The sequence below is a fragment of the Streptomyces sp. CB02400 genome, from assembly GCF_001905725.1.
GTDB classification, from domain to species: Bacteria; Actinomycetota; Actinomycetes; order Streptomycetales; family Streptomycetaceae; genus Streptomyces; species Streptomyces atrovirens.
The window spans coordinates 76,903-101,431 of record NZ_LIWB01000003.1 but is presented as its reverse complement, the minus strand read 5'-3'; the positions used below and the strand labels follow the sequence as shown (position 1 = coordinate 101,431).

Genomic DNA, 24,529 nt, shown 5'->3' with positions numbered 1-24,529 from the left:
AAGGACACTCGTGAGCGAAGGAGTTGCCGCCGGAGGGGGACATGTCATGCGGGACAGTCAGCGGGCGGACGCCGAGCGGCTGTTGGCGCGGGCCGTGGAGGAGGAGGTGCGCAGGTCGGGCGGGCGCACCGACGGCAAGGTGCTGCTCGCGCGGGCGCGCGGGGCGCTGGACACGATGGCGCAGGCGGCGGCCGAGGAGTACGAGGCGTACACGCGCGCCCTGGACGAGGCGGAGGCCGGGCAGCTCACCTTCCGGCAGCGTTACGCCCGCGAGGGCGCCGGGACGCCGCTGCTGGTGGCCGGGGTGGCGGGGGTCGCGGCCGTGGTCGCCGACATGGCGCTCGGGACGGGCACCGGGACGGCGCTGGGCGCGGGCGTGACCGTCGGGGTCGTCGGCGCGGCGGCGACGGTGGTGAAGGTGGCCGGCACGCATGTGCCCGCCGCGCACCACCGGGCCGGCGCGGTGAGCCAGCCGGGCGGGCCGCAGCAGTTGCGGCTGCAGTGGCTGACGGCGCTGGAGGTACGGGGGATCCGTCCGTTCCTGGACCAGCAGCGGGTGCTGGCCGCGTCCACCGGGCCGAAGAAGGCGGGGCCCCGGCTGCGCGGCACGGACAAGAGCGCGGCGGCCCGCGGACGGAGCGTGCTGGAGCAGTCGTTCGGGCAACTCCCGGAGCCGCTGGGCCCGTTCGCGGGACGGCGGCAGGAGATGGCGCGCATCCGGCAGTGGGTGCAGGCGGCCCGCGCGACCACGGAGACCCAGCCGACGGTGGTCGTGCTGCACGGGGCGTCCGGCAGCGGCCGCACGACGCTCGCGGTGCGCGCCGCGCACGACCTGAAGGACCACTTCCGCGGCGCCTGCGTCGTCGACCTGCGCGGCGACAGCCCCGGCGAGCCCCCGCTGTCCACCCGGGACGCGCTGCTGCACCTGCTGAACCGGCTCGGGGCGCCCCGCGAGCAGTTGCTGTTCCGTGAGCGGTCCTCCCCCGACCAGCAGGTCAAGCGGCTGAGCGAGCTGTACCACCAGCACCTGACCGGGATGCCGGTGACGGTGGTGCTGGACGACGCCTCCGATCCGCAGCAGGTGCGCACGCTGATACCGGAACGGTCCGACAGCCTCGTCCTCGTCACCTCCCGCGCGCCGCTCGGGCTGCCGGACGATCTGCCGGCCCGGGTCCACCAGCTGCCGGTGGAGCCGCTGGACGCGGCCGGTGCGGAGGAGCTGCTCGCGGTCGCCGCGCAGGACTCCTCGGGGCCCTACGACGCCGACTCCGCCGAGCGGGTGCGGGAGCTGTGCGGGGGCCTGCCGCTGGCGCTGCGCATCGCCGGGGCGGCCCTCGGCCCCCGCTCGCCCCTCGCGCTCGCCACCGACCTGGGCGCCTACGGGCCCGTCGAGCCGGTCGAGCGGGCGCTGTGGCTGCGCTACACCGACCAGCCGGAGATCCTGCGGCGGCTGCTGCGGCGGCTCGCCCTGGCCGGCCGGGCCTCCCTGGGTGCCGCCGCGGCGGCGGCCCTCCTCGCCACCGACGAGGCCGAGGCCACCCGGCACCTGGTCGCGCTGCACCGCGCCGGTCTGATCGACCGCGTACGGCACAGCCGCTACCGGCTGCACGACCTCGTCCGCGCCTTCGCCCTGGCCCGGCTCCTCGACGAGGAGGAACCCGCCGAGCGCACGGCCGCGCAGGAACGGCTGATCGTGAACTACGCCGAGCTGGCCGACTCGGTGCTGCGGCTGGTCGACGGCAACATGTCGACCCGCTCGGACCGCTTCAGCCCGTACGGCTTCACCTCGCTGGACGAGGCGCTGCGCTGGCTCGACGACGAGTCGAGCTTCATCACGGCGGCGCTGCGGCACGCGGAGGGCGTGGACCGGAGGGCGGTGCTGAACCTGCTCGGCGCGCTGTGCGACTACTGCCTGCTGCGCGGCGACCTGTACCGCCTCGGTGAGATCAACGAGCTGGCGCAGGCCGTGGACGAAGGGCTGCTGGTGCGCTCCGTGCAGTGGCGCACCGGTATCGCGGCACGGCAGCTCGGCGAGCTGGACAAGGCGCGGACCACGCTGACGTCGGTGGTGGACCTGTACCGGGAGGCGCAGCACGACGCGGGCGCGGCGCGGGCGCTGACCTCGCTGGGCATCACGCTGCACCACCAGGGCAATCTGACGGAGGCGTCGGCGAAGCTGCGGGAGGCGCTGAATCTGCAGGCCGCGCCCGGGCTGGCCACCGACCGCGCCTGGACGATGCACGCGCTCGCCGCGGTGGAGCGGGACCGGGCCCGGCTGTCCGAGGCGCTGGACCTGCTCACCGAGTCGCTGGTGCTGCACCGCGCGGGCGAGTCCGTGCACGGGCAGGCGTGGGCGCACTTCCAGCTCGGCCAGCTGAACCTGCGGATGGGTGACGTGCCGCGCGCGGAGGCCGAGCTGCGCACGGCCCTGGAGCTGTACGGCCGCACCCGCGACGCCCGCGGTGAGGCGTGGGCGCTGACCGAACTGGCGCGGGCCCGGCTGGTCGACGGGGACGCCTCACCGGCGGTGGAGGACCTGCGCCGGGCCGCCGCCCGGCACCGGGACAACGAGGACGCGCGGGGCGAGGCGTGGACGCTGTACTACCTGGGCCAGGCGCTGGAGGAGACCGGTGACCTGGACCGGGCGGTGCGTGAGCTGGAACGCGCCCGCACGATGTTCTCCCGGATGCGGGACGTGTACGGCCTGGCCTGCGCCCGGCACCACTCGGCGCGGGTGACCCGGGACCAGCGGGCCGCCCGGACGGGGTCGCTGCGGAACTCCGGGTTCGCCCGGCAGCTCCTGGTGGACGCCCGCGCCGACTTCCAGCGCATCGGGGTCGCGCACGGGGAGGCGTGGACCTGCCTGGAGCTGGCGGTCGTCGACGCGGGCAACGCGCGCACGCAGCAGGCGCTGGCGCTGTGCGACGAGGCGGTGTCCCTGTTCGTGTCCTACGGCGACCGGCGCGGCGAGGACTGGGCACGCTTCCTGCGCTGCACGCTGCTGCCGTACGCGGCACCGGGCGGTACGGAGGTCGGTACGGCGGTGGCCCAGGAGGAGCTGTCCCGGCTGGGCCGGTCCGGCCACGACTCCCGCGACGGAAAACTGTCCGACTGCGTGGAGGCGTACCAGCTCCTCCTGGAACGGGGCGTCAGCCTGGAGGCGGGCTGGCAGGCCTGGCACCTGGGCATGGTCCCCAGTCGCCACGCACGGGAGGTCATGGGGGTGGCGGTGGGCTCGAAGGCGTAGGAACGGGGTATGTCCCGGGCCGTACGGAGGGGGACGCTGGATGAGTGACGTGCCGTTGGCGGGGGACGAGGAGCTGTGGGCCGCGCTGGAGTCCCAGCCGGTGGTGGTGGCCGGCGTGGCTCCGGGACGCGGCAGGGACGCGGTGGCGGATCGGTTGACCGACAGGTGGTTGTCGGCCGACCGGTCCGCCACGGTGCGCTGGCTTGACCACGTGAGTGCCCTCGAGCCCCCCGTGGTGACACTGCTGCGGCTCCTGGACCTCCTGAGTGCGGCGCCGGGCCGGCTGGCGGACGCCGTGACCGCCCCGCCCGGGCGGCTGCTCGGCCCGGTGGTCGATGCCTGCGCACGGGAACTGGCCGAGCAGGCGGAGCGGGCCGGGCCCGTGCTCGTCGTGGTGGACGGTGCCCGGTCCCCCCTCCTGCACGCTCTCCAGCGGGCCGTCGGAACCACCGGCTGCCGGGTCCTCGCCCTCGTGGGACCGGGCGAGACCCTGCCGTCCCGGGTCATACGGGCCGATGTGAGCGAACCGACGGCGGCGGCCGGGCCGGTGGCCGGGGCCCGTGAGCGCATGAGCCCTGAGGCGGCGCGTCTGTGCGACGCGCTGGCCGCGCTGACCGCCTCGGACGACCTGTGGCTGCCGGACGGGCTGATCCGGTACCTGACGTCCGGCACCGGTACGCCGGACGACGACGCGGTGGCGTTCGGCGCGGCGGCGCTGCTGCAGGACCTGGGGCTGCTGCAGTACACCGGGGCGGCGGTGCGACTGCACCGGGACGTCGTCACGGACATCGTGGACGGCCTGCCCGGTGAAGAGACGCGCCATGGCGCGACCGAGGTGGTGGACAGGCTCACGCGCGCGGCCCGGTACTCCCCCGCGCTGGTCGGTGAGCACCCCACCACCTACTTGCTGCTCGCTGTTCGCTCCTTGTGTGCCGGGAGTCCGGGCGCAGAGGACTTCGCGGCGTACCTCGCGGGGGAACTCGCCCATCGGGGAAGGGTGCCGCACCTGCTCGCGCTGCGGGAGGCCGCGGCGGGCACGGCTGGCGGACACCCGGCGTACGCGGCGTTCCTGGGGCTGGCCCTGCGGCGGTGCGGGGAGAACATGCCGGTGGGCGAGGTCCTGGCGGCCGGCGGTGACGATCCGGCGGTGGTGCTGCAGCGCGCGCAGGCGTCCCGGGAGCGCGGGATGCTGGCGGACGCCGAACTGCTGCTCGCGCGCCTGCCGTTGGAGCGCGGCACCAACGGCTGGGTGCTGCACACCAAGGCCGGGGTCTCCTGCGACCGGGGAGACCTGCGGGGGGTGGGCCCGCTGCTGCGGCGTGCCGTCGAGGCGCACCAGGTGGCAGGGGATCTGCGGGGCGAGGCCTGGGCAATGCTGGAGTACGGCCGGTGGTGCCTGCTGCGCGGGGACCCCGACCAGGCGGAGAAGCGGGTCACCGCGGCACAGACGATGTTCCTCGACATCGACGACGCGTTCGGAAGGGACTGGGCGGACGTCGAGCTGCTGCACATCGCCCTGGTGCTGTCGGAGACCGACGTCCTGGTCGCCGAGGAGACGATCTCGTCCGCCCGCGCCGCCCGGCACATCACCCGGGACCCTCGCGCCGCGGCGTGGCGCGATCTGTACCTGGCCATGCTGGGCGCACTCAGGATGTCCCACCGGCGGTCCACGGTGGCCCACCTGCGCCAAGGGTTCGCCTTCGCCGGGGACATGCTGGGCCTGGCATGGCTGGACCGCGAGTTCGTCATCGACCCGCGTGACGGGAGGGCAGCGGACATCGTGGCCCTGAACGCCCGGCTCCGCGCGGCGGACGTCTTCGCCCGGATCGGCTGCCCGCACGGGGAGGCCTGGGCGCTGTTCAGGCTGGCCAACCGGCCGCACGGCACACGGCGCGCCGAACTGCTCGACCGGGCCCGGGACCTGTTCGACTCCATCGGCGACGAGGCCGGCAAAGCCTGGGTCGACGTCTGCCGGGCGGCCCTGGACGGCGCGGCCCCGCCGTCCGCGGCGCTGCGGGAACTCTCCCGGCGGTATCCGCCCGCCGTTCTCGCCCTCATCGAGTGGCCGCAGGGACGCGGCCCGCTCGGCATTCCCCGCGCCGCGCGCCTCACCGTCCCGGAGCCGCGTCACGAGGACCTGTTCCGCTTCCCGACCCTGGAGTCCCGCATCCGTCTCACCCTGCTCGACGACTCCCCGGCCGCCGACCGCGTGTCCCGCATCGCCCTGCATCTCGTACCCGGGGTGCACCACCCCTGGTCGTCCGCGCCGGTCGACGCACTGCCCTGGCTTTCGGCACACGCCGTCCCGGTCACCGCCGCCGACGTCCAGCCGGAGCACTCCGTCACCATCCGGCCGTCTCCCCCGGGCGATCCGGACGCGGGCGCCGAGTTCCGTTTCACTCCCCTGCGCCCCGGCCACCACCGCATCCGTTTCACGGTCACGTACCAGGAGACCGGCACCGTCCTCCAGGAGGTGGAGACCGAGATCGACATCGCGGACTCCCTCGGCGACGGCCGCCCCTCGGCGACCGCGCCGCTCGTCGAGCCGCTGCGCGGGAGGTGACCTCGATGGCACGGGACCTTCCCGTACGCATCGTCCAGGACCCGGGACGCGGCTTCACCCGGCGTCCGGCGGCCACCGTCCGCCACCCCGATCTGGTACTGGCCCTGGACGCCTACGCGGACGATCACGTCAGGGCCCGGGTGTACGGCACGGCCGTCCCCGCGGCCATCGGCGAGTACACGGCGAGGCTGGAGGTGGCCCCCGCCGCGCTGCGCGCCTCGGCGGCCCGCCTGCGGGCCGTGTGGAAGCGGGAGCTGGTGTCGTACGAACCCGTCGACGAGCACGGCGTCCCCGTGCCGGACCGCACCCCGCTGCCCTATTCGACGCTCCTGGACTTCACCACCGAACCCGAGACGGAGCTGTGCGTCATCCTCGACGAACTCGTCGAGCAGGGCGCGTATCTGCTGTGGGAGGAGCTGCTCGGGGCCGGAGGGAGAGGCGCCGAGCGGCTGCGGAAGGTGCTCCTGGCCGCGCTCGGCGGTGACCACCCGCTGCGCGTCCGGGTCGATTCCCCGCTCTTCCTGCCCTGGCCGATGCTGTGCCTTCCCGCCGAGTACGGATCGGCGGGCGACCCGTGCCTGGGGCCTCCCGACGAGCTGCTGCGGCGTTTCCTCGGCTACCGGCACCAGATCGAGCAGACCGGCGGACTGCACACGGACTTCCCCGACGAGGAGGAGTCTCCCGAACCTCCCCCGGTCCCGGTGGTGAGCCTCAACCACGACACCTGCCTGGACGCCGAGGGCCGGACCCGCGCGGCCGAGGTCGCCGCCGCCCTCGCCGTCGGCACCCGGCGCATCGAGCGCACCCGGCGCCCGGAACTGCTCCACGCCCTGCGGTCCGGGCCCCTCGAGGAGCAGCTGATGTACTTCTGGTGCCACGGTCACTTCCGGCCCACCGAGGAGCCCGGTGCGTCGCGGTTCGTGGTGCAGCTGAGCGATCACCAGGACATCGACGCGCACACGGTGCTCGCGCGACGCGGCCCGGGCGACCTCTTCCCGTACCGCCCCCTGGTGGTCTTCAACGCCTGTTACGCGGGACTGACCGGCTCCGCCGACGTGACGCACATCGGCGGGGCGCTGATCCGGGCCGGTGCCGGCGGCGTCCTCGGACCGCAGATCGAGATGCCGCAGGTGTTCGCCGCCGAGTACGCCCACGCCTTCGTCACCCGCTACCTTCCGGGCACCGAGACGACAGGGGAGATCATGCACGGGCTGGGCCGGCACTTCGCGGACGTCTTCCGCAATCCGCTGGGCTTCGCCTACGCGCTGCACTGCGGCATGGACCACCGGCTGGAGCGTGCCTGGTGACCGGCCCGGCATCCGTACGCACCGTGCACCTGGACGAGCGCGGCTGGCCGGCCCGACGCACCGCGAACGGCCCGCGCCCGGTGCCCGCGGCCCGGCTCGACGAGCACTTCGCGGACCTTCTCACTCCGCCGCCCTGGGCCACCGACATCGTCGTGTACGTCCACGGGTGGCAGACCTCGCCGGACTCGGCGGTCGCCGCCTTCGGGTCCCTGCTCGGTCTGGCCGCGCGGCAACTCGACACCCGCCCGGAGCTCTACCCCCGGCTGGCGTCCGGTCCCCGGGTCTTCGCCCCGTGGCCGGTACTGGTGGCCTGGCCGTCCCGGTCGCTGCCCTCCCTGGCCGGTTACCGGACGATCCGGGAGCGTGCGCACTCCATGTCGACGCGCGGTCACGCCGCGCGGGTCATCGGCCGGCTGCTCGGCTACCTGGACGCGCAGCGCGGCGACCGGACACCGGTCCTGCGGACGCGGAACGGGCAGTACCTGCACCTGGTGGGGCACTCGTTCGGCTGCCGCTTCCTGTGCGAGGCGGTGCAGTGGGCGGCGGGCGACCGGCCCGGGGGAACGCTCGGCTGGAGCATGCCGTCGGTTCCGGGACGGCCGTTCACCGTCGACAGCATGCTGCTGTTCCAGATGGCGGCGCCGCGCGACGCCTTCGCCACCCGGTTCACCGCGCTGGCCGGGGCACCCCTGCGCGGGCCGCTGGTCGCGACCTACTCGCAGTACGACCGTGCCACCGGCTTCTGGCACCTGCGCGCGGAGAAACGGGCGGGCATCGGATACGCGGGCATCGGCACGGCGCCGGCTCCGGTCTCCGCGATCGACATGCTCCCGCCCGGGCAGCCGTACCCGGTCGAGGCCCTGGACCACCGTTTCGTCAGCGTGGACGCCGGCGGGGTCTTCGTCCGGGGCCGGGGACCCGCGGGCGCCCACTCGGACCATCTGCGGCCCGAGTCGGCGCACCTGTTGCTGTCCCTGGCCGACCACGCCCGCTGAGGGCACGTGCCGCCCGGGCGCGGCCACCGGAGGGCGGGAGTCCTCAGGCGCGCTTCTCGGCACCCGCGGGACCGGTGCCCCCGGTGGGTGCCGCGGCGTCCTCGGGTGCCTCCTGGAAGTCCACCCGCCCCATATGCCGGTTCATCGACTTCATCAGGGCCCACACCGCCAGAGCCATCACCGCGAACACGATGAACCCGAGAACACCAGGGGTCACCTTGTCCTCGTCGAGTTCCTTGGCCAGAGGCACCAGGTGGGTCATTGCCAGGCTTGCGCTTGCGCTCATGTCAGGCATTGTCCCGGATGCCCGCGAAGAGGTCGTCCTCGGGGAGGGAGGTATCGACGAGGGACTTCGCCAGCTCGTACTCCTCCGTCGGCCAGACCTCCCGCTGGAGGTCCATCGGCACCCGGAACCAGCCCCCGTCGGGGTCGATCTGCGTCGCGTGCGCGATCAGCGCCTTGTCACGGATCTCGAAGAAGTCGGCGCACGGCACGTGCGTGGTGAGCGTGCGCTCCTTGCGCTCGAACTCGCTCCAGCGCTTCAGCCAGTCCCCGTACGGCGACTCCAGGCCGCGGTCCAGCATCGCCTGGTGCAGCGCCTCGGTGCGGGGGCGGTTGAACCCCTGGTTGTAGTACACCTTCAGCGGCTGGTACGCCGGTCCGTACTCGCCCTCCGGGTACTTCGCGGTGTCCGCCGCGCCCTCGAACGCCACCATCGTGATCTTGTGGGTCATGATGTGGTCGGGGTGCGGGTAGCCGCCGTTCTCGTCATAGGTGGTGATCACCTGGGGGCGGAAGGAACGGATCTTCCGCACCAGCTCACCGGCCGCCTTGTCGACGTCCTCCAGGGCGAAGCAGCCCTCCGGCAGCGGCGGCAGCGGGTCGCCCTCGGGCAGCCCGGAGTCGACGAACCCGAGCCACTCCTGCTTCACCCCCAGGATCTCCCGGGCCTCGTCCATCTCCTTCTTGCGCACCTCGTGGATGTGCTCCTCGATGTACGCGTCGCCCTGCAGCTTCGGGTTGAGGATGGAGCCGCGCTCCCCGCCCGTGCAGGTCACCACCAGCACGTCCACCCCCTCGGACACGTACTTCGCCATGGTGGCCGCGCCCTTGCTCGACTCGTCGTCGGGGTGGGCGTGCACGGCCATCAGTCGCAGCTGGTCAGTCAAGACTCAATCCTCAAGTCGGTAGGCGCCCTCAGTGCGGCGGCGCAGTCGCAGGCTTCTATAGTGACCGAATCGGGGGACGAAAAATTCCGGAGTCCGCGCTCCGGGACCCGCCTGGGGACACCGGTCCCCTCCTGCCGAGGAGACGATCATGAGTACGTCGAGCACGCGGCTGCCCGAGGGCCGCTACGGCCGCTCCTCGGACCAGCGTGCCGACCGCACCCTCAAGGTCGTCGGCGCCGTGCTGTCGGTGCTGATGCTCGGGCTGATCGGCTGGTTCGGCTACCACTACGTCGCCCAGAACGAGATCAGCGCCGAGGTGATCGGTTTCGAGACCGCCGAGGACTCCGTGAAGGTGCACCTGGAGGTGCACAAGGACGCGGGCGTCGCCGGCTACTGCACGGTCCGCTCCCAGTCCGAGGACGGCGCCGAGGTGGGCCGCGCCGACTTCCGCTTCGACAAGGACGCCACGCGCGTCGACGAGGTCGTCACGCTCCGCACCACCTCCCGGGGCACCTCGGCCGAGCTCGTCGGCTGTCACACGGGCTGACACCGCGGGGAATACCTGGCCGCTGACCTGCGCTGACATGAGTCCGGTGGCTTATGTCCTCCCCCTGCGGGCACTCAATTGTTAGGCTCGTGGTTTCGCCCATCCCTGGAGGAACATCCTTCTGGGTAGGGCGATGCTTTGTATTCCCAGTACCTACGAGGAGCACCTGTGACCCAGACCAGCGAGAACGTCACCTGGCTGACCCAGGAGGCGTACAACAAGCTCAAGGAAGAGCTTGCGTACCTTACTGGTCCCGCGCGCACGGAGATCTCCGCGAAGATCGCCGCCGCGCGCGAGGAGGGCGACCTGCGGGAGAACGGCGGGTACCACGCGGCCAAGGAGGAGCAGGGCAAGCAGGAGCTCCGTGTGCGCCAGCTCACCCAGCTCCTCGAGAGCGCCAAGGTTGGCGAGGCCCCGGCGGCCGACGGCGCCGTGGCGCCCGGCATGGTCGTGACGATCGCCTTCGACGGTGACGAGGACGACACGCTGTCCTTCCTGCTCGCCTCCCGCGAGTACGCGAGCGCCGACATCGAGACCTACTCGCCGCAGTCCCCGCTCGGCTCGGGCGTCATCGGCCACAAGGTCGGCGAGGACGCGGAGTACGAGCTGCCGAACGGCAAGAAGGCCTCGGTGAAGATCCTGGAGGCGAAGCCGTACAACGGCTGACCCGCCCCCGCGAGTCCCCGACGGGCCCCCGGCACCCCTGCGGTGCCGGGGGCTTCGTCATGCCGCCGAGCGGTACTTGCGCACGGCGAGCGTCCGGAAGAACGCGATGATCAGGACCGACCAGATCAACGAGGCCCAGACGGGGTGCTGCATGGGCCACGCGTCGGGTGTCTGGAAGCCCGGGGGAAGGTTGCCGAACATCTCACGGCATGCCTGAACGGTGGCGCTGAAGGGGTTCCACTCCGCGATGTGCCGAAGGAAGGACGGCATCTGGTTCGCGTCCACGAACGCGTTCGAGATGAACGTCAGCGGGAACAGCCAGATCAGGCCGCCCGAGGTCGCCGCTTCGGGAGTGCGCACGGACAGGCCGATGAGCGCGCCGATCCATGAGAACGCGTATCCGAGCAGCAGGAGCAGGCCGAATCCGACGAGCACCTTGCCGAAGTTCTCGTGCGTGCGCCAGCCGACGAGTACGGCGACGACCGCCAGCACGACGAGGGTGAGCGCCGTCTGTACCAGGTCGGCCATGGTGCGGCCGGTCAGTACCGCGCCACGTGACATCGGCAGGGAGCGGAAGCGATCGATGAGGCCCTTGTGCATGTCGTCGGCGATGCCCGCCCCCGCGCCCGCCGTGGCGAACGTGACGGTCTGGGCGAAGATGCCGGCCATCAGGAACTCGCGGTAGGCCTGGGTGGAGCTGGACGAGCCGACCTGGATCGAGCCGCCGAACACGTAGGTGAACAGCACCACGAACATGATCGGCTGGAACAGCCCGAAAATGAGCATCTCGGGAATCCGGGCCATGCGGATCAGATTTCTGCGGGCGACGACCAGGGAGTCCCTGATCGACCGGCCGACGGGGTTCCCGGGGGCCGTGACCCGGACGGTGTCGGTGACGGCGCTCATTTCGCGGTCTCCTTGGTGTCCTCGTCGTCCTTGGCCTCCGCGACATGGCCGGTGAGGGAGAGGAAGACGTCGTCGAGGGTGGGGCGGCGCAGGCCGATGTCGTCGATCTCGATGCCGTTGGTGTCGAGGTCGCGGATGATCTCGGCGAGGAGCTTCGCGCCGCCGGAGACCGGTGTGGTGATCTTGCGCATGTGGTCCTCGACCGTGGTGTCGCCCTGGCCGGCGCCGCGCAGGCTGTACTTGTCGAGGAGGGCGGACGCCGACTGGATGTGCTCGCGTTCGTGCACCACTACCTCGACGCGTTCGCCGCCGGTGCGGGCCTTGAGCTGGTCGGAGGTGCCCTGGGCGATGACCTTGCCGTGGTCGACGACCGCGATGTCGTGCGCGAGGTGGTCGGCCTCCTCCAGGTACTGGGTGGTGAGCAGCAGTGTCGTACCTCCGGAGACGAGCTGTTTGATCACCTCCCACAGTTGCTGGCGGTTGCGCGGGTCGAGGCCGGTGGTCGGCTCGTCCATGAACATCACGGGCGGCGAGACGACCAGGGCGGCGGCGAGGTCGAGGCGGCGGCGCATGCCTCCGGAGTAGGTCTTGGCGGTGCGGTCGGCGGCGTCCGCGAGGTTGAACTGCTCCAGCAGCTCGTCCGCGCGGGCCTTCGCCGCCTTCGCCTTCATCTGGTAGAGCTGTCCGACCATCTGCAGGTTCTCGCGGCCGGTCAGATACTCGTCGACGGCGGCGAACTGGCCGGACAGGCCGATGGAGCGGCGTACGGCGTCGGGCTGTTTCAGCACGTCGAGGCCGGCGACGACCGCCTTGCCGCTGTCGGGCCGCAGCAGGGTGGTCAGGCAGCGGACGGTGGTGGTCTTCCCCGCGCCGTTCGGCCCGAGCAGGCCCAGGACGGTGCCCTCGGGGACCTCCAGGTCGACGCCGTCCAGTGCCCTTACGTTCCCGAAGGTCTTCACCAGACCTTCGGCATAGATGGCGCCTGGCATATGAGTCTCCACGTCGTCGTGATTCTTCGGAAAGCCTAGGTTTGCGCGCTTTGGTGTGCTGAGGTTTTTCGTCGGGCACGGGTGGCGGGACGGACGGTGGCCACCCGGCGGCGAGACACACACCATAACGCGATGTATCGCGTCTCACAATGGAATTGCCCGAAGGAGTGACACCCGGTCGGGCGTCAGTCCATGACCGTGTAACCCGCCTCGCGCAGAGCCCTGTTGACCTCCGCGCAGTGCTCCGGGCCCTTGGTCTCCAGGTGCAGCTCGACCTCCGCCTCCGTGAGCCCGAGCCGTGGATCGGTCCGTACGTGGCTCACATCGAGGACGTTAGCGTCCGCCACTGACAACGCCCCCAGAAGCGAGGCGAGGGCGCCCGGCCGGTCCGTCAGCCGCAGCCGTACGGCCAGGTAGCGGCCCTGCGCGGCCATGCCGTGCCGCAGCACCCGCTCCATCAGCACCGGGTCCACGTTGCCGCCGGACAGCACCGCGACGACCGGCCCCTCGAAGGCGCCGGGCCGGCTCAGCAGCGCCGCGACCGGGCTCGCCCCGGCCGGCTCGACGACCAGCTTGGCCCGCTCCAGACAGAGCAGCAGCGCGGCCGACAGCTCGTCCTCGGTGACCGTGCGCACCTCGTCCACCAGCTCGCCGACGATCCCGAACGGCACGTCACCCGGCCGCCCCACCTTGATCCCGTCGGCCATCGTCACCGGGTCGCGCACCGACACCGGACGCCCGGCCGCCAGCGAGGGCGGATACGCCGCCGCGCCCGCCGCCTGCACGCCGACGATCCGCACATCGGGCCGCAGCTCCTTCACCGCGACCGCGATCCCGGCGGCCAGCCCGCCCCCGCCGACCCCGACGACGATCGTGCGCACCTCGGGGCACTGCTCCAGGATCTCCAGGCCCACCGTGCCCTGGCCCGCGATGACGTCCGGGTGGTCGAAGGGGTGGATGAACACGGCGCCCGTCTCGTGCGCGTACTCCATCGCCGCGGCCAGCGTCTCGTCGACCACCTGGCCCTGCAGGCGCACCTCGGCGCCGTACTCCCGGGTCGCGCTGATCTTCGGCAGCGGGGCGCCCTTCGGCATGAAGACCGTGGACCGCACCCCGAGCAGCGACGACGCCAGCGCGACACCCTGCGCGTGGTTGCCGGCGCTCGCCGCGACGACACCGGCGGCCCGCTCCTCGGGCAGCAGCCCGGCGATCCGGACGTACGCGCCGCGCAGCTTGAACGACCCCGTCCGCTGCAGGTTCTCGCACTTCAGGTGCACCGGCGCGCCCACCCGTCGCGACAGGTGCCTGCTGCCCTCCAGCGCGGTCGTCCGTGCCACGCCCGAGAGCATCTTCTGGGCGCCGCGCACATCGTCGAGAGTGACGGTCCGCAGGGATTCGGCCGTGCTGTAGCTCATGACTCCAGCATCGCAGTTCGCCGGTGGCGGCGACCGGAGTGACCAATCCGCGGACCCGGCTTTGCGCAGCGCCGGTACGGGCCGACGTCCGGCCGCGTACCCTGTCCCCCAATTAGCAGCCCTCCACGAAGTGAGCCCCCGGCCATGCCCACAACACCTGATATGTCGATGGACATGAGGACGGACCTGACGGCCGTCGGCGACACCGGTCTTCTCGACACGCTGCAGCATGAGGTGGCGTTGTTCGCCCGCCGTGCCGAACAGACGCGTCTGGGCGGGGTCGGCCAGGTGCGCAACTCGATGGACCGTGCCGCGTACCTGCTGCTCAACCGCCTCGACAAGGAAGGTCCCATGGGCGTCAAGGCGCTCGCCGCGAGCATGGGCATCGACTCCTCGACGGTCACCCGGCAGGTCGCCCCGCTCGTGGACACCGGCCTGGTCAAACGGACCTCGCACCCCGAGGACGGCCGCGCGGTCGTGCTCCAGCTCTCCCCGCGCGGACAGTCGCGCCTGGAGGAAGTGCGCTCCTCGCGGCGCCAGTTGATGGCCGAGCTGACGCAGGACTGGGACCCGGAGGAGCGCGAGGCGTTCTGCGCGCTCCTGACGCGCTTCAACGGAGCGTTGTCGGCTCGGATGTCCACCCCTGAGCGGGTGGACTCCTGACTCTCCGGGGGCTGCGCCCCCGAACCCCCCCTTCGGCCCTGAACGGGCCTCGTCCTCAAACGCCGGACGGGCTAATTCAGCCCCTCCGGCGTTTGAGGAGCGGGGTCCGGGGCGGAGCCCCAGGTCGGGACGGGAAGGGGCGGCGGGGGCGAAAAACCCGGAGCGCCGCGCGTGCACGTCTCTTGACCGAGGGACGCCCCCTGGCCTGATATGAGAGCCAAGGGCTCTCAGGAGCGGTGGGGAGGCGCGGTTGCGACAACGGCACACGTCCCAGGACATCCACCGCGCCCGCGAGTTCGAGGCATACGTCGCGGGCGCAGGCCCCCGCCTGCTGCACACCGCGACCCTGCTCACCGCCGAACCGCCGGACGCCAACCCGCACGCCCGGCGCCTGCTGACCCTGGCGCTGGCCCACACGTACGCGAGCTGGGACCGGCTGCACGGCGCGGACCCCTACGTCCACACCCGCCAGTACCTGGCGACCCGCTTCGCGAACGGCGCCTGGCACCGGCTCGGCGGACTGCTCCGCCCCCGCGCCCGCCCGGAGGGCCCGCTGGCCCGGCTCTCCCCGCAGGAACGCCTGATCCTGGTCCTGCGGCTGCAGGAAGGGGTCGCCGAGGAGCAGACGGCGGCTCTGCTCGGCCTGTCCGCGGAGCGCGTGCGGACCGTCTTCCACCGCGCGATGGCCACCGTGCTGCGCCCGCCCCCGAGACCGGCCCCCGCGGTGGGCGGCGTCAAGACGGTGCCGTCGTGACCCGGATGAGGCGTGAGGCGACCGTGCGGCGGATGCTGGAGCAGTCGCCGCCGCGTGTGCCGCACGGGCTCCACGCGGACGCGGTCCGCCGCGGGGCCCGCGTCCTGCGCCGCAGGACGCTCGCCCGCCGCGCGATGTGGCTGCTGTTGTTGGCGGTGACCGTGGCGTTCGTGGTGTGGGCGCTGACGGTCCGCCCGTGGGTGGAGCCGCCGTCGGAGACGACTCCACCGCTCACGGGCTGGTGACCGGGGTCTACCGGCCGAGCGCCTGCTGGAGGTCTTCGAGCAGGTCGTCGACGTTCTCGATGCCCACGGAGAGGCGCACCAGGTCGGCGGGGACCTCGAGCGCGGAACCGGCCGCGGACGCGTGCGTCATCCGTCCGGGGTGCTCGATCAGCGACTCGACGCCGCCCAGGGACTCGCCGAGCGTGAACACCTGGGCCCGGTTGCAGACCTCGACGGCCGCCTCCTCGCCGCCCTCCACACGGAAGGAGACCATGCCGCCGAAGGCCCGCATCTGCTTGGCGGCGACCTCGTGACCGGGGTGGTCGGGCAGCCCCGGGTACAGGACGCTCGTCACGCGCGCGTGGCGGGTGAGCATGTCGGCGACCTTCGTCGCGTTCTCGCTGTGCCGGTCCATACGGACCGAGAGGGTCTTGGTGCCGCGCAGCACCAGCCAGGAGTCGAAGGGGCCGGCGACCGCGCCCATCGCGTTCTGGTGGTAGGCGAGCTCCTCGCCCAGCTCCGCGTCGCCGGTGATCAGGGCGCCGCCGACGACGTCGGAGTGACCGCCCATGTACTTGGTCAGGGAGTGCACGACGACGTCCGCGCCGAGCGCGAGCGGCTGCTGGAGGTACGGCGTGGCGAAGGTGTTGTCGACGACGAGCCGGGCGCCCGCGTCCCGGGCGACCTGGGCCACGGCGGCGATGTCGGTGACGCCGAGCAGCGGGTTGGAGGGGGTCTCCACCCAGACGGCCTTGGTCTTCGGGGTGAGGGCGGCCCGCACGGCGGCCGGGTCGCTCGTGTCGGCCACCGACCACTCCACGCCCCAGCGTGCGACGACCTTGGCGAAGAGGCGGAACGTGCCGCCGTACGCGTCGTTCGGGATCACCACGTGGTCGCCGGGGCTGAGCAGCGTACGCAACAGGCAGTCCTCGGCCGCCAGTCCGGACGCGAACGCGAGGCCGCGACGGCCGCCCTCCAGGGCGGCGAGGTTCTCCTCCAGCGCGGTCCTGGTCGGATTGGCGCTGCGGCTGTACTCGTAGCCGCCGCGCAGGCCGCCGACACCGTCCTGCTTGTAGGTGGACACCTGGTAGATCGGCGGGACGACCGCGCCCGTCAGGGGGTCGGCGGTGTTGCCCGCGTGGATCGCGAGTGTCTCGAAGTGCTGACTGATGTGCCTGTCGCTCATGGGCCCGAGGGTAGTGCGCGTACGGTGCGGATGACGGACGCGGAGCGGGCGGGGCGGGCGGCGGGGCGGATGCCGGGGGTTTTCCACAGGGCCCGGTACCGGGTTGGCCAATTGTCGGCGCGGTCTGGTTCGCTTGTGACATGGAGATTCTCTGGGTCCTGATCGCGCTCGTCATGCTCGGCTTCGTGGTGCTGCCGTTCGTGAGGCGCGGGCGCGGGACGATCACGCAGGTCCCCGCCGGCCACCCGGACGCGGCGGACCCGGCGAACTACGGCTTCGCCCGCGAGGAGGAGCTGGACATCCGCATGCCCGGCCCCGACCAGGACCTGCTGGACGTCCTGGACCTGGTGCAGCGCACCCAGGACTACCGCGCGGCGCAGCAGCTGCTGGCCGGCACGGACGCGGAGGGCGAGTCTCGCTGGCAGCGCGTCCAGGCGTTCGCGGGCGCGGCCTCGCTGGAGCTGAAGCAGCGGCCCGGCGGGGTGAGCGAGGCGCCGGGCGGGCAGTGGCTGCGGGTGTGGCGGACCGAGATGCCCAAGGACGCGGGCGGCGCCGCGGTGCACGCCGAGTTCCTGGTGCAGCAGGCGTGGCGTACGGCGGCGCCCGGGACGGACGAGTTCCGGATCATCATGGAGGAGGCGAAGGCGGCGTGCGGCGAGGCCGCGCTGCTGGCTCCCGGTGACCCGGTCCCGTACATCGTGGAGCTGTCGGTGGCGCGTGGACTCGGTTATTCGCAGCAGGAGTTCGAGCAGGTCTGGCTGAAGATCCTGGACCGCGCCCCGGCCCACATGGGGGCGCACCTGGCCGCGCTGCACTACTGGTGCGAGAAGTGGCACGGCTCGCGGCAGCAGGCGTACGCGTTCGCGGAGGCCGCGGCGGCGCGGGCGCCCCAGGGCTCCCTCCTCGCCGCCATGCCGCTCTTCGCGGTGTTCGAGCACCTGCCCGAGGTGAACCTGGTCGCCGGTTTCTACCGGAGTGAGACCGTCACCAAGGCGATGCACGGCGCGCTGCACGCGGTGCACTCGGCCCGGCCCGACGACCCGATGTCGGCGCACGTACGGCACCTGCTGGTCTTCTTCCTGGTCCGCGGCGAGCGCTGGGCGGAGGCCATGAGCCAGCTCATACACATCGACGGCCACGTGGGCGCCCTCCCCTGGACCCTCTCCCCCGACCCGGCCGCCGAGTTCACCGTCTACCGCGCCCTGGCGGTGGCCGGCTACGAGGCGAACGGCGGCAGCCCGGCGACACTCCCGCACTGACCGTGCCGTCCCGCCAGAGGCAGCGGCCCCCGCGTGTCTCCGGGCCCGACGGCCCGGAGACACGGCGCCAGGCGTCAGATCGTCGCCGTGTCGATCACGAAGCGGTAGCGGACGTCGCTGTTCAGGACGCGCTCGTACGCCTCGTTGATCTCGGCCGCGCCGATCAGCTCGATCTCCGCGCCGATGCCGTGCGCGGCGCAGAAGTCCAGCATCTCCTGGGTCTCGGCGATGCCGCCGATCATCGAACCGGCGAGGGTCTTGCCGCCTCCGAGCAGTGAGAAGAGGTTGAGGGCGACCGGCTCCTCGGGAGCGCCCACGTTCGCCAGCGTGCCCTCCGTCTTCAGCAGGGACAGGTAGGCGTTGAAGTCCAGCGGGGCCGACACCGTCGACACGATCAGGTCGAAGGTGCCCCGCAGCTCCTCGAAGGTCTTCGGGTCGCTGGTGGCGTGGTAGTGGTCGGCGCCCAGCTTGAGGCCGTCGTCCTTCTTGCGCAGGGACTGCGACAGCACCGTCACCTCGGCGCCCAGCGCGTGCGCGATCTTGACGCCCATGTGGCCGAGGCCGCCCATGCCGAGGACCGCGACCTTCTTGCCGGGGCCGGCGCCCCAGCGCTTCAGCGGGGAGTACAGGGTGATGCCGGCGCACAGCAGGGGCGCGGCGACATCGAGGGCCAGCCCGTCGGGGATGCGGACGACGTAGTTCTCGTCGACGACGATCTTCTCCGAGTAGCCGCCGTAGGTGGGCTCGCCGTTCTTGTCGAGGGCGTTGTACGTGCCGACCATGCCGCTGCCGGTGCAGTACTGCTCCCGGCCGGCCCTGCAGTTCTCGCACTCGTGGCAGGAGTCGACCATGCAGCCGACGCCCACGCGGTCACCCACCCGGTAGCGGGTGACGCCGGGGCCGACCTCGGACACCACGCCTGCGATCTCGTGGCCGGGGACCATCGGGAAGATCGCCTCGCCCCAGCCCTCACGGGCCTGGTGGATGTCGGAGTGGCAGATGCCCGCGAACTTGATGTCGATCAGGACGTCGTGCTCGCCGACCGCGCGCCGCTCGACGGTCGTCCGCTCCAGCGGGGCCTTGGCGGCGGGTACGGCGTATGCGGCAACAGTGGTCATGCCGGGGGTTCTCCTCGTGAGGTCGTACGCCCGGCTGTCTTTCCGTCCGGCCGGGCACGGCCTCCAGCCTGCGACGACGTCACGTACTTACCCAGACCACGGTTCTGCCTACGTTGGCTGTGCGTACCACTGACGGGGACAGGATGCTGTGCGTACGACCGGGAATACTGGAGTCATGGACGAGCAGCGCACCCACCCGGCCGGCCCCGCGAACGGCGGCCTCGACCCGCGAGCGGAACTCAGCGAGTTCCTGCGCACCCGGCGGGCCCGGCTGAAGCCGGAGGACGTGGGCCTGCCGGACTTCGGACGGCACCGCCGGGTGCCGGGCCTGCGCCGCGAGGAGCTGGCCCAGCTCGCCGGGGTGTCCGTGGCGTACTACACGCGCCTGGAGCAGGGCAACGGGCAGAACGTGTCGGCGGAGGTGCTGGACTCGATCGCGCGCGCCCTGCGCCTCACCGACGCCGAGCGGTCCCACCTCACACATCTGGCGAAGCCGAAGCGGCAGAAGCGGAAGCCGGCGGCCCGCACCCAGCAGGCCCGCCCCGCGCTGCGGCACCTGCTGGAGTCGATGGACGCGGTCCCGGCGTACGTCGTGGGCCGGCGCTCGGAGATCCTCGCCTGGAACCGGATGGCGGCGGCGGTCTTCGGGGACTGGGGGCGGCTTCCGGCGCAGGAGCGGAACTGGGCGCGGCTGGTGTTCCTGAACCCGGACTACCGTGAGCTGTTCGTGGAGTGGGAGCAGAAGGCGCACGACATGGTCGGCTATCTGCGCATGAACGCGGGCTGTCACCCGGACGACCCGCAGCTTTCCTCGCTGGTGGGCGAGTTGTCGGTGAAGAGCGAGGAGTTCCGCAGGCTGTGGGCGGCGCACGACGTCAAGGAGAAGAGCCACGGCGTCAAGCACGTCCGGCATCCGCTGGTCGGTGAGCTGACGCTGCTGTGGGAGTCGTTCCGTCCGGCCGGTGACGACACCGGGCAGTCGCTGGTCACGTACTTCGCGGAGCCGGGTTCACCGTCGGCGGAGGCCCTGAAGCTGCTGTGCAGCTGGGGCACGGACGCCAGGCGGGCCGGGGCGGACGCCACGGCTCCCTGAGCCCGGACCGCCACGACTCCCCGAGACGGACGGCGGCTCTCAGCCCGCGACGCCCGGGTTCTCCCGCGTCAGCCACGAAACGGCCCGCCGGAAGAGAAGTCCTCCGGCGGGCCGTCCGCTCACGGACTACTTGCCGTAGTACGCGTTGTAGATCGAGATCGTCGACGTGTTGCCCTTCTTGTCGGCGATCTTGGCGTGGAAGGAGACGGCCTTCCCCTTCGCCGGGTTCTTGACGGTGATCTTCCCCTTCTTGACCGTGGTCTTCTTCCAGGTCTTGCCGTGGTCGTACGACACGTACACCGACAGGGACTTGAGGTTCTTGCCCTTGGCGGCGCCCTCGACGGTGACCGGGATCGTGACCTTCTTGCCGGCCGTCACCTTGCTGTCCAGACCCGTGGCCGCCTGGAAGCGGACCGTGGAGGCGGGCAGCTGCTTGAGCTCGGCGGTCTTCTTGGAGCGGAAGGTCCAGCTCGCGTCGATCCGCGTGGAGGCGGCGGCGACCTTGGCGCTGCGCTTGACCGAGGTGGTCAGCTTGTAGGAGGCGTCCCCGGCCGGGACCTTGAACTCCTTCTCGCCGAACAGCGGGTCGTCGTTCGAGCCGACCTTCTTGCCGTTGCGGTAGAGGCTGGTGGTGACGGAGGTGAACACCGAGGAGCCGTCGTGGCCCTTGCCGTCGGCGAACAGCGGGATCAGCCCGGAGATGCTGTTGCCGTCACGGAAGACGCCGTAGTCGGAGGTGAGGCGCGGCCCGAAGACGGCCGTGTTCACGGTCTCCGCGTACGTCTTGCCGCCCTTGTAGCCCTTCGCGTAACCGATGACGTACCTGGCCTCGGAGACGGGCCAGCCGTCCGCGTCGACACCGCCCATCTGCTCGAAGTCGAGGTCCCACTTCACCCCGGCCACGGTGGAAAGGTGCAGCGTGCGGGTGCCGGGCAGGCTCTGCTCGTTGCCGAACGAGGAGGCTCCGCTGCCACCGGGCAGCCAGCCCGCGGGGCTGACGGTGCCCTTCTTGCCGCTCGCCGCGGCGCCCATGCCGACCTTTACCGTGGCGAGTTCGCCGGCCTTGTAGTTCCGGGTGTATCCGGTGGCGAGGTTCTTCACCTTGGCGCCGGTGACGGTGCTGTACTGCTCCTTGGCGCCCTTGCTGAAGTGGGCGTCCCACTGCTGGCTCAGCGAGCCGTCGGTGATCTGCGGGCCGAGGTGGGCGGAGCGGAAGTTGTCGTACGAGTCCAGCCACCAGCCGAAGCCGTAGGAGGAGTCGTTCGTCTCGACGGTGTAGTCGGCGGAGGCGAACTCCGGCTTGACCCCCTTGGCCGGCACGGTGATCTTCACCGGCTTGGCCTTGCGGGCGTCCAGGGTGATCGTGGTGTTCTTGGTGACGTCCAGCTTGGGCTGGGCGATCCAGTCGGCGCCCTTGTACGTCTCCGGGTCGGAGCCGACGAGGATGCTGGTGTCCAGGACGTAACCGCCCCTGGGTACGCGGACGGTGACGGTGCCGTCGGCGTCGTAGGGCTGGTACCACCGGTCGGTGCCGAGGCCGGAGACGCCGTTCAGGCCGGCGACGTAGTTGGCGGCCGGCTTGCCCGCGCGGTCGAGGAACTTCAGCGTCACGTCGTACGACTCGACCTCGCGCTGCACCGCGGCGGCCGTGCGTACGGTCTGCCCGCCGCCGGTGGCGACCACGTACGCCGAGTACGCGCCGTCGGTCGTGCCGCCGAGCTTCGTGTCGACGGTGACGTCCACGGAGGCCTTGCCGCCCGCGGGGACCGTGACCGTCGTGGCGCCCAGGGTGAAGAAGCCGGCCGGGGCCGCCTTGCCCTTGGGGTTCGTGGCGGTCGACGTCAGCTCGAGGGTGACGTCCTGGGTGCCGAGGTTGCGGTAGGTGAGCTGCTTGGTGACGGGCTTGTCGTCGGTGTGCGGCCACTGCTGGACGCCGAAGCTCAGCGACACCGGGTCGGCGATCACGGTCTGCTTGACCGCCTGGTCGACCTGGACGCGGCCCGAACCCTGCTCGAACGGCGTGTACTTACCGCCCTTGGTGGAGCCGGTGAGCGCGCCCTTCAGCTCCGCCGAGGTCCACTCGGGGTGCTGCTGCTTGAGGATCGCCGCCGCGCCCGCGACGTGCGGGGTCGCCATCGACGTACCGGAGATGGTCATGTACCCGGCCGGCTTCTCGCCGACCTCCTCGGCGATGGCGTTGCCCTTCGCCGAGGCGGCCGTGATGTCGACGCCGGGAGCGGTGACGTCCGGCTTGATGGCGCCGTCGCCGACGCGCGGGCCGGTGGAGGAGAAGTCGGCGAGCGCGTCCTTGTCGTCGACGGCGCCGACGGTGAGGGCGGCGTCCGCGCTGCCGGGCGAACCGATCGACTGCGGGCCCTCGTTGCCGGCCGCGATGGCGAACAAAACGCCCTTCTCGGCGGAGAGCTTGTTGACCGCCGCCTCCAGCGGATCCACCTCGGGCGTGTCCCCGCCGCCCAGGCTCATGTTGACGATGTCGGCGCCCTGCGCGGCCGCCCACTCCATGCCGGCGAGGATGCCGGAGTCGTCACCGAAGCCGGCGTCGTCGAGGACCTTGCCGTTGAGGATCGTGGCGCCGGGCGCGACACCCTTGTACTTGCCCTTGGACCGGGCGCCCGTACCGGCCGCGATGGAGGCGACATGGGTGCCGTGGCCGACCTTGTCGCCGGCGCTGTCCGCGGAGGTGAAGTTCTTGGACGCGGTCACCTGGCCCTTGAGGTCCGGGTGGGTGGCGTCGACGCCGGTGTCGAGGACGGCGATCTTCACGCCCTTGCCGTCGTAGCCGGCCGCCCAGGCCTTCGGGGTGCCGATCTGCGCCACCGACGTGTCGAGGGAGGCCTTACGGACTCCGTCGAGCCAGACGTGGGCGATGCCGGAGGCGGTACGGTCGCCGTCGGTGAGGGCGTCCCACAGCTCGGGCGTGTCCTCGTGCGGGGTCTGCACCGCGTCCGCGTTCAGGGACTTCAGGGTCCGGCGGACCGTGCCCGCGTCACGGACGTCGGCCTTGGCGGCCTGTGCGCCGCCCTTGTAGCCGACGATGACCTTCAGGCCCCGCTTCTGGGAGCCGCGGGTCGTGGCTCCGTTCAGTTCGGTGACGTCGAACAGCCGCTGGTCCAGCTTGCCGCTCGCGACCAGCCGGGCGGCGTCGGCCGGCAGCACGAGGGTGTGTCCGCCGGTGCGGCGGACCTGCACGGGTATGTGCTCCCGGCCCTCGGCCCGCTCCAGGCCGACCACGCGGCCCTTGGCGTCCACGGCGACCCGGTCCCCCGTGATCAGCGTGATCCGGTGCTTGGACTTCACCGCGGACGCCCCCGTCGAGGAGGCGGCGGTCGTGCGCTCCCCGTCGGCCGACGCCGGGCCGGCCATGCCCGCCGCGAGCGCCACGGCGGTCGCCGTGGCGACCGTGGCCGCGCACGCCCTCTTCACTTGTCTGCGCAAGGTTCCCCCTAGCGAGATCGCCGGGTGAACTCGGTGTCACCCGGCCGGGGGTGGTCTCGTACGCATGCGCGCACCCCCCGGATCTCGCAGTATGCCGAGGGGTGATCAAGCACCTCAAGGGACGCCGGGAAGGGTGCGGAAGTCGCCGGGTGGCTGTAACGCCACTGCCGGAACTCCGTTACACAACCGCGCGGTTGACGCCCTTCCGGTCAGGCTTTCGTGTTCTCCTTCACGGTGATCCGCCCCTTGCGGATCGTCGCCAGGCGCGGGGCCGCCTTCGCGATGGCCGAGTCGTGGGTGACCATGACGAAGGTCAGCCCCAGCTCCTTCCACATGCGGATGAGTACGTCCATGATCTCGTCGCGCATCGACTCGTCGAGGTTTCCGGTGGGTTCGTCGGCGAGCAGCACCTTCGGCTCCTTCACCAGCGCCCGCGCGATGGCCACGCGCTGCTGCTGGCCGCCGGACATCTCGCTGGGCAGATGGCCCAGCCGCTCGCCCAGACCGACCGACGCCAGCGCCTCGGCGGCCTTCTCCCGGCGCTCCTTGGCCTTCACGCCGAGCGGGACGAGCGCGGTCTCGACGTTCTCCTGCGCGGTGAGCGTGGGGATCAGGTTGAACGACTGGAAGACGAAGCCGATGTTCTCGCTGCGGACCCGGGTGAGCCGGGCCTCGGGCAGCTTGGCCAGGTCGGTGCCGTCGAGGACGATCTCGCCGGAGGTGGGCCGGTCGAGGCCGCCGAGCATCTGCAGCAGCGTGGACTTGCCGCCGCCGGTGGGGCCCTGGATGACGAGCCGGTCGCCGTCGGGGATGGTCAGGTCGATTCCGTCGAGGGCGTTGACGGTCTCCTTGCCGCGTGTGTAGCGCCGGGTGACGCCTCTGAGTTCGTACATGGGTCTGCTCCTGGATCGCGTACGGGGGTGGGGGCCCGTCCACTGCGGGCGGGCCCCGGTTGCCGGTGCCGGGTGGGTG

General features: G+C 71.9%; 20 protein-coding genes. 11 read left to right on the top strand and 9 right to left on the bottom strand.

The genetic code is table 11. The annotated features are described in order from the left end of the window. Window positions 1-46 precede the first annotated feature (46 nt). From AMK33_RS08560 to AMK33_RS08545, 4 genes are read left to right on the top strand one after another with little or no spacing between them, the layout of a single operon-like run. On the top strand, window positions 47-3,247 hold the full coding sequence (locus AMK33_RS08560) for a tetratricopeptide repeat protein (protein ID WP_073932173.1): 3,201 nt from the start codon (window positions 47-49) through the stop codon (window positions 3,245-3,247). Between the two features lie 40 nt (window positions 3,248-3,287). After that, complete coding sequence (locus AMK33_RS08555) at window positions 3,288-5,810, top strand: hypothetical protein (RefSeq protein WP_073932172.1); 2,523 nt, start codon at window positions 3,288-3,290, stop codon at window positions 5,808-5,810. Window positions 5,811-5,815: 5 nt separating this feature from the next. Further along, window positions 5,816-7,117 (top strand): CHAT domain-containing protein, encoded by a 1,302-nt coding sequence (locus AMK33_RS08550; protein ID WP_073932171.1) that lies wholly within the window; start codon window positions 5,816-5,818, stop codon window positions 7,115-7,117. Further along, complete coding sequence (locus AMK33_RS08545) at window positions 7,114-8,112, top strand: hypothetical protein (RefSeq protein WP_235618021.1); 999 nt, start codon at window positions 7,114-7,116, stop codon at window positions 8,110-8,112. Before AMK33_RS08550 ends, AMK33_RS08545 begins: the two co-directional genes overlap by 4 nt. A 43-nt stretch (window positions 8,113-8,155) precedes the next feature. Here AMK33_RS08545 and AMK33_RS08540 read toward each other — a convergent pair whose 3' ends face one another. After that, window positions 8,156-8,407: a hypothetical protein gene (locus AMK33_RS08540; protein WP_073932170.1), complete on the bottom strand. Its 252-nt coding sequence runs from the start codon at window positions 8,405-8,407 to the stop codon at window positions 8,156-8,158. Continuing rightward, window positions 8,400-9,281, bottom strand: a complete 882-nt coding sequence (mca, locus tag AMK33_RS08535; protein WP_030859827.1) for a mycothiol conjugate amidase Mca — start codon at window positions 9,279-9,281, stop codon at window positions 8,400-8,402. The genes AMK33_RS08540 and mca overlap by 8 nt, the downstream gene beginning before the upstream one ends. Window positions 9,282-9,429: 148 nt before the next feature. On the opposite strand from mca, the gene AMK33_RS08530 reads away from it, so the two are divergent. Both AMK33_RS08530 and greA read left to right on the top strand, forming a co-directional pair. Further along, a complete protein-coding gene (locus AMK33_RS08530) occupies window positions 9,430-9,828 on the top strand; it encodes a DUF4307 domain-containing protein (protein ID WP_073932169.1) in 399 nt (132 codons plus the stop codon). Window positions 9,829-9,996: 168 nt separating this feature from the next. Further along, on the top strand, window positions 9,997-10,494 hold the full coding sequence (gene greA / locus AMK33_RS08525; protein ID WP_073932168.1) for a transcription elongation factor GreA: 498 nt from the start codon (window positions 9,997-9,999) through the stop codon (window positions 10,492-10,494). Window positions 10,495-10,551: 57 nt separating this feature from the next. Here the strand turns inward: greA and AMK33_RS08520 are convergent, their stop codons facing one another. From AMK33_RS08520 to ilvA, 3 genes are all read right to left on the bottom strand, one after another. Further along, complete coding sequence (locus tag AMK33_RS08520) at window positions 10,552-11,400, bottom strand: ABC transporter permease (RefSeq protein WP_073932167.1); 849 nt, start codon at window positions 11,398-11,400, stop codon at window positions 10,552-10,554. After that, window positions 11,397-12,389, bottom strand: a complete 993-nt coding sequence (locus tag AMK33_RS08515) for an ATP-binding cassette domain-containing protein (protein ID WP_073932166.1) — start codon at window positions 12,387-12,389, stop codon at window positions 11,397-11,399. Before AMK33_RS08515 ends, AMK33_RS08520 begins: the two co-directional genes overlap by 4 nt. 185 nt (window positions 12,390-12,574) lie before the next feature. Next, window positions 12,575-13,804, bottom strand: a complete 1,230-nt coding sequence (gene ilvA / locus AMK33_RS08510) for a threonine ammonia-lyase (protein ID WP_073932165.1) — start codon at window positions 13,802-13,804, stop codon at window positions 12,575-12,577. Window positions 13,805-13,972: 168 nt separating this feature from the next. On the opposite strand from ilvA, the gene AMK33_RS08505 reads away from it, so the two are divergent. The 3 genes from AMK33_RS08505 (at window position 13,973) to AMK33_RS43725 (ending at window position 15,466) form a co-directional block, all read left to right on the top strand. Next, complete coding sequence (locus tag AMK33_RS08505; protein ID WP_235618020.1) at window positions 13,973-14,467, top strand: MarR family winged helix-turn-helix transcriptional regulator; 495 nt, start codon at window positions 13,973-13,975, stop codon at window positions 14,465-14,467. A gap of 250 nt (window positions 14,468-14,717) precedes the next feature. Then, window positions 14,718-15,221, top strand: coding sequence for a sigma factor-like helix-turn-helix DNA-binding protein (locus AMK33_RS08500; RefSeq protein WP_073932164.1), 504 nt, complete (start codon window positions 14,718-14,720; stop codon window positions 15,219-15,221). Next, window positions 15,218-15,466 carry a hypothetical protein gene (locus tag AMK33_RS43725; protein ID WP_073932163.1) on the top strand — a complete coding sequence of 83 codons (249 nt, stop codon included), beginning with the start codon at window positions 15,218-15,220 and terminating at the stop codon, window positions 15,464-15,466. The genes AMK33_RS08500 and AMK33_RS43725 overlap by 4 nt, the downstream gene beginning before the upstream one ends. A 7-nt stretch (window positions 15,467-15,473) precedes the next feature. Here the strand turns inward: AMK33_RS43725 and AMK33_RS08490 are convergent, their stop codons facing one another. Then, window positions 15,474-16,631, bottom strand: a complete 1,158-nt coding sequence (locus AMK33_RS08490) for a cystathionine gamma-synthase (protein WP_073932162.1) — start codon at window positions 16,629-16,631, stop codon at window positions 15,474-15,476. A 140-nt stretch (window positions 16,632-16,771) separates the two neighbouring features. Between AMK33_RS08490 and AMK33_RS08485 the strand changes: the two genes are divergently transcribed. Further along, window positions 16,772-17,890 carry a hypothetical protein gene (locus tag AMK33_RS08485; protein ID WP_073932161.1) on the top strand — a complete coding sequence of 373 codons (1,119 nt, stop codon included), beginning with the start codon at window positions 16,772-16,774 and terminating at the stop codon, window positions 17,888-17,890. Window positions 17,891-17,964: 74 nt separating this feature from the next. On the opposite strand, the gene AMK33_RS08480 is transcribed toward AMK33_RS08485, so the two are convergent. Next, window positions 17,965-19,008, bottom strand: a complete 1,044-nt coding sequence (locus AMK33_RS08480) for an NAD(P)-dependent alcohol dehydrogenase (RefSeq protein WP_073932160.1) — start codon at window positions 19,006-19,008, stop codon at window positions 17,965-17,967. A 175-nt stretch (window positions 19,009-19,183) separates the two neighbouring features. On the opposite strand from AMK33_RS08480, the gene AMK33_RS08475 reads away from it, so the two are divergent. Continuing rightward, window positions 19,184-20,101 carry a helix-turn-helix transcriptional regulator gene (locus AMK33_RS08475; protein WP_073932159.1) on the top strand — a complete coding sequence of 306 codons (918 nt, stop codon included), beginning with the start codon at window positions 19,184-19,186 and terminating at the stop codon, window positions 20,099-20,101. Window positions 20,102-20,227: 126 nt separating this feature from the next. Here the strand turns inward: AMK33_RS08475 and AMK33_RS08470 are convergent, their stop codons facing one another. Beyond that, window positions 20,228-23,557 carry a S8 family peptidase gene (locus tag AMK33_RS08470; RefSeq protein WP_235618019.1) on the bottom strand — a complete coding sequence of 1,110 codons (3,330 nt, stop codon included), beginning with the start codon at window positions 23,555-23,557 and terminating at the stop codon, window positions 20,228-20,230. A 209-nt stretch (window positions 23,558-23,766) separates the two neighbouring features. Next, a complete protein-coding gene (locus AMK33_RS08465) occupies window positions 23,767-24,450 on the bottom strand; it encodes an ABC transporter ATP-binding protein (protein ID WP_073932157.1) in 684 nt (227 codons plus the stop codon). Window positions 24,451-24,529 lie beyond the last annotated feature (79 nt).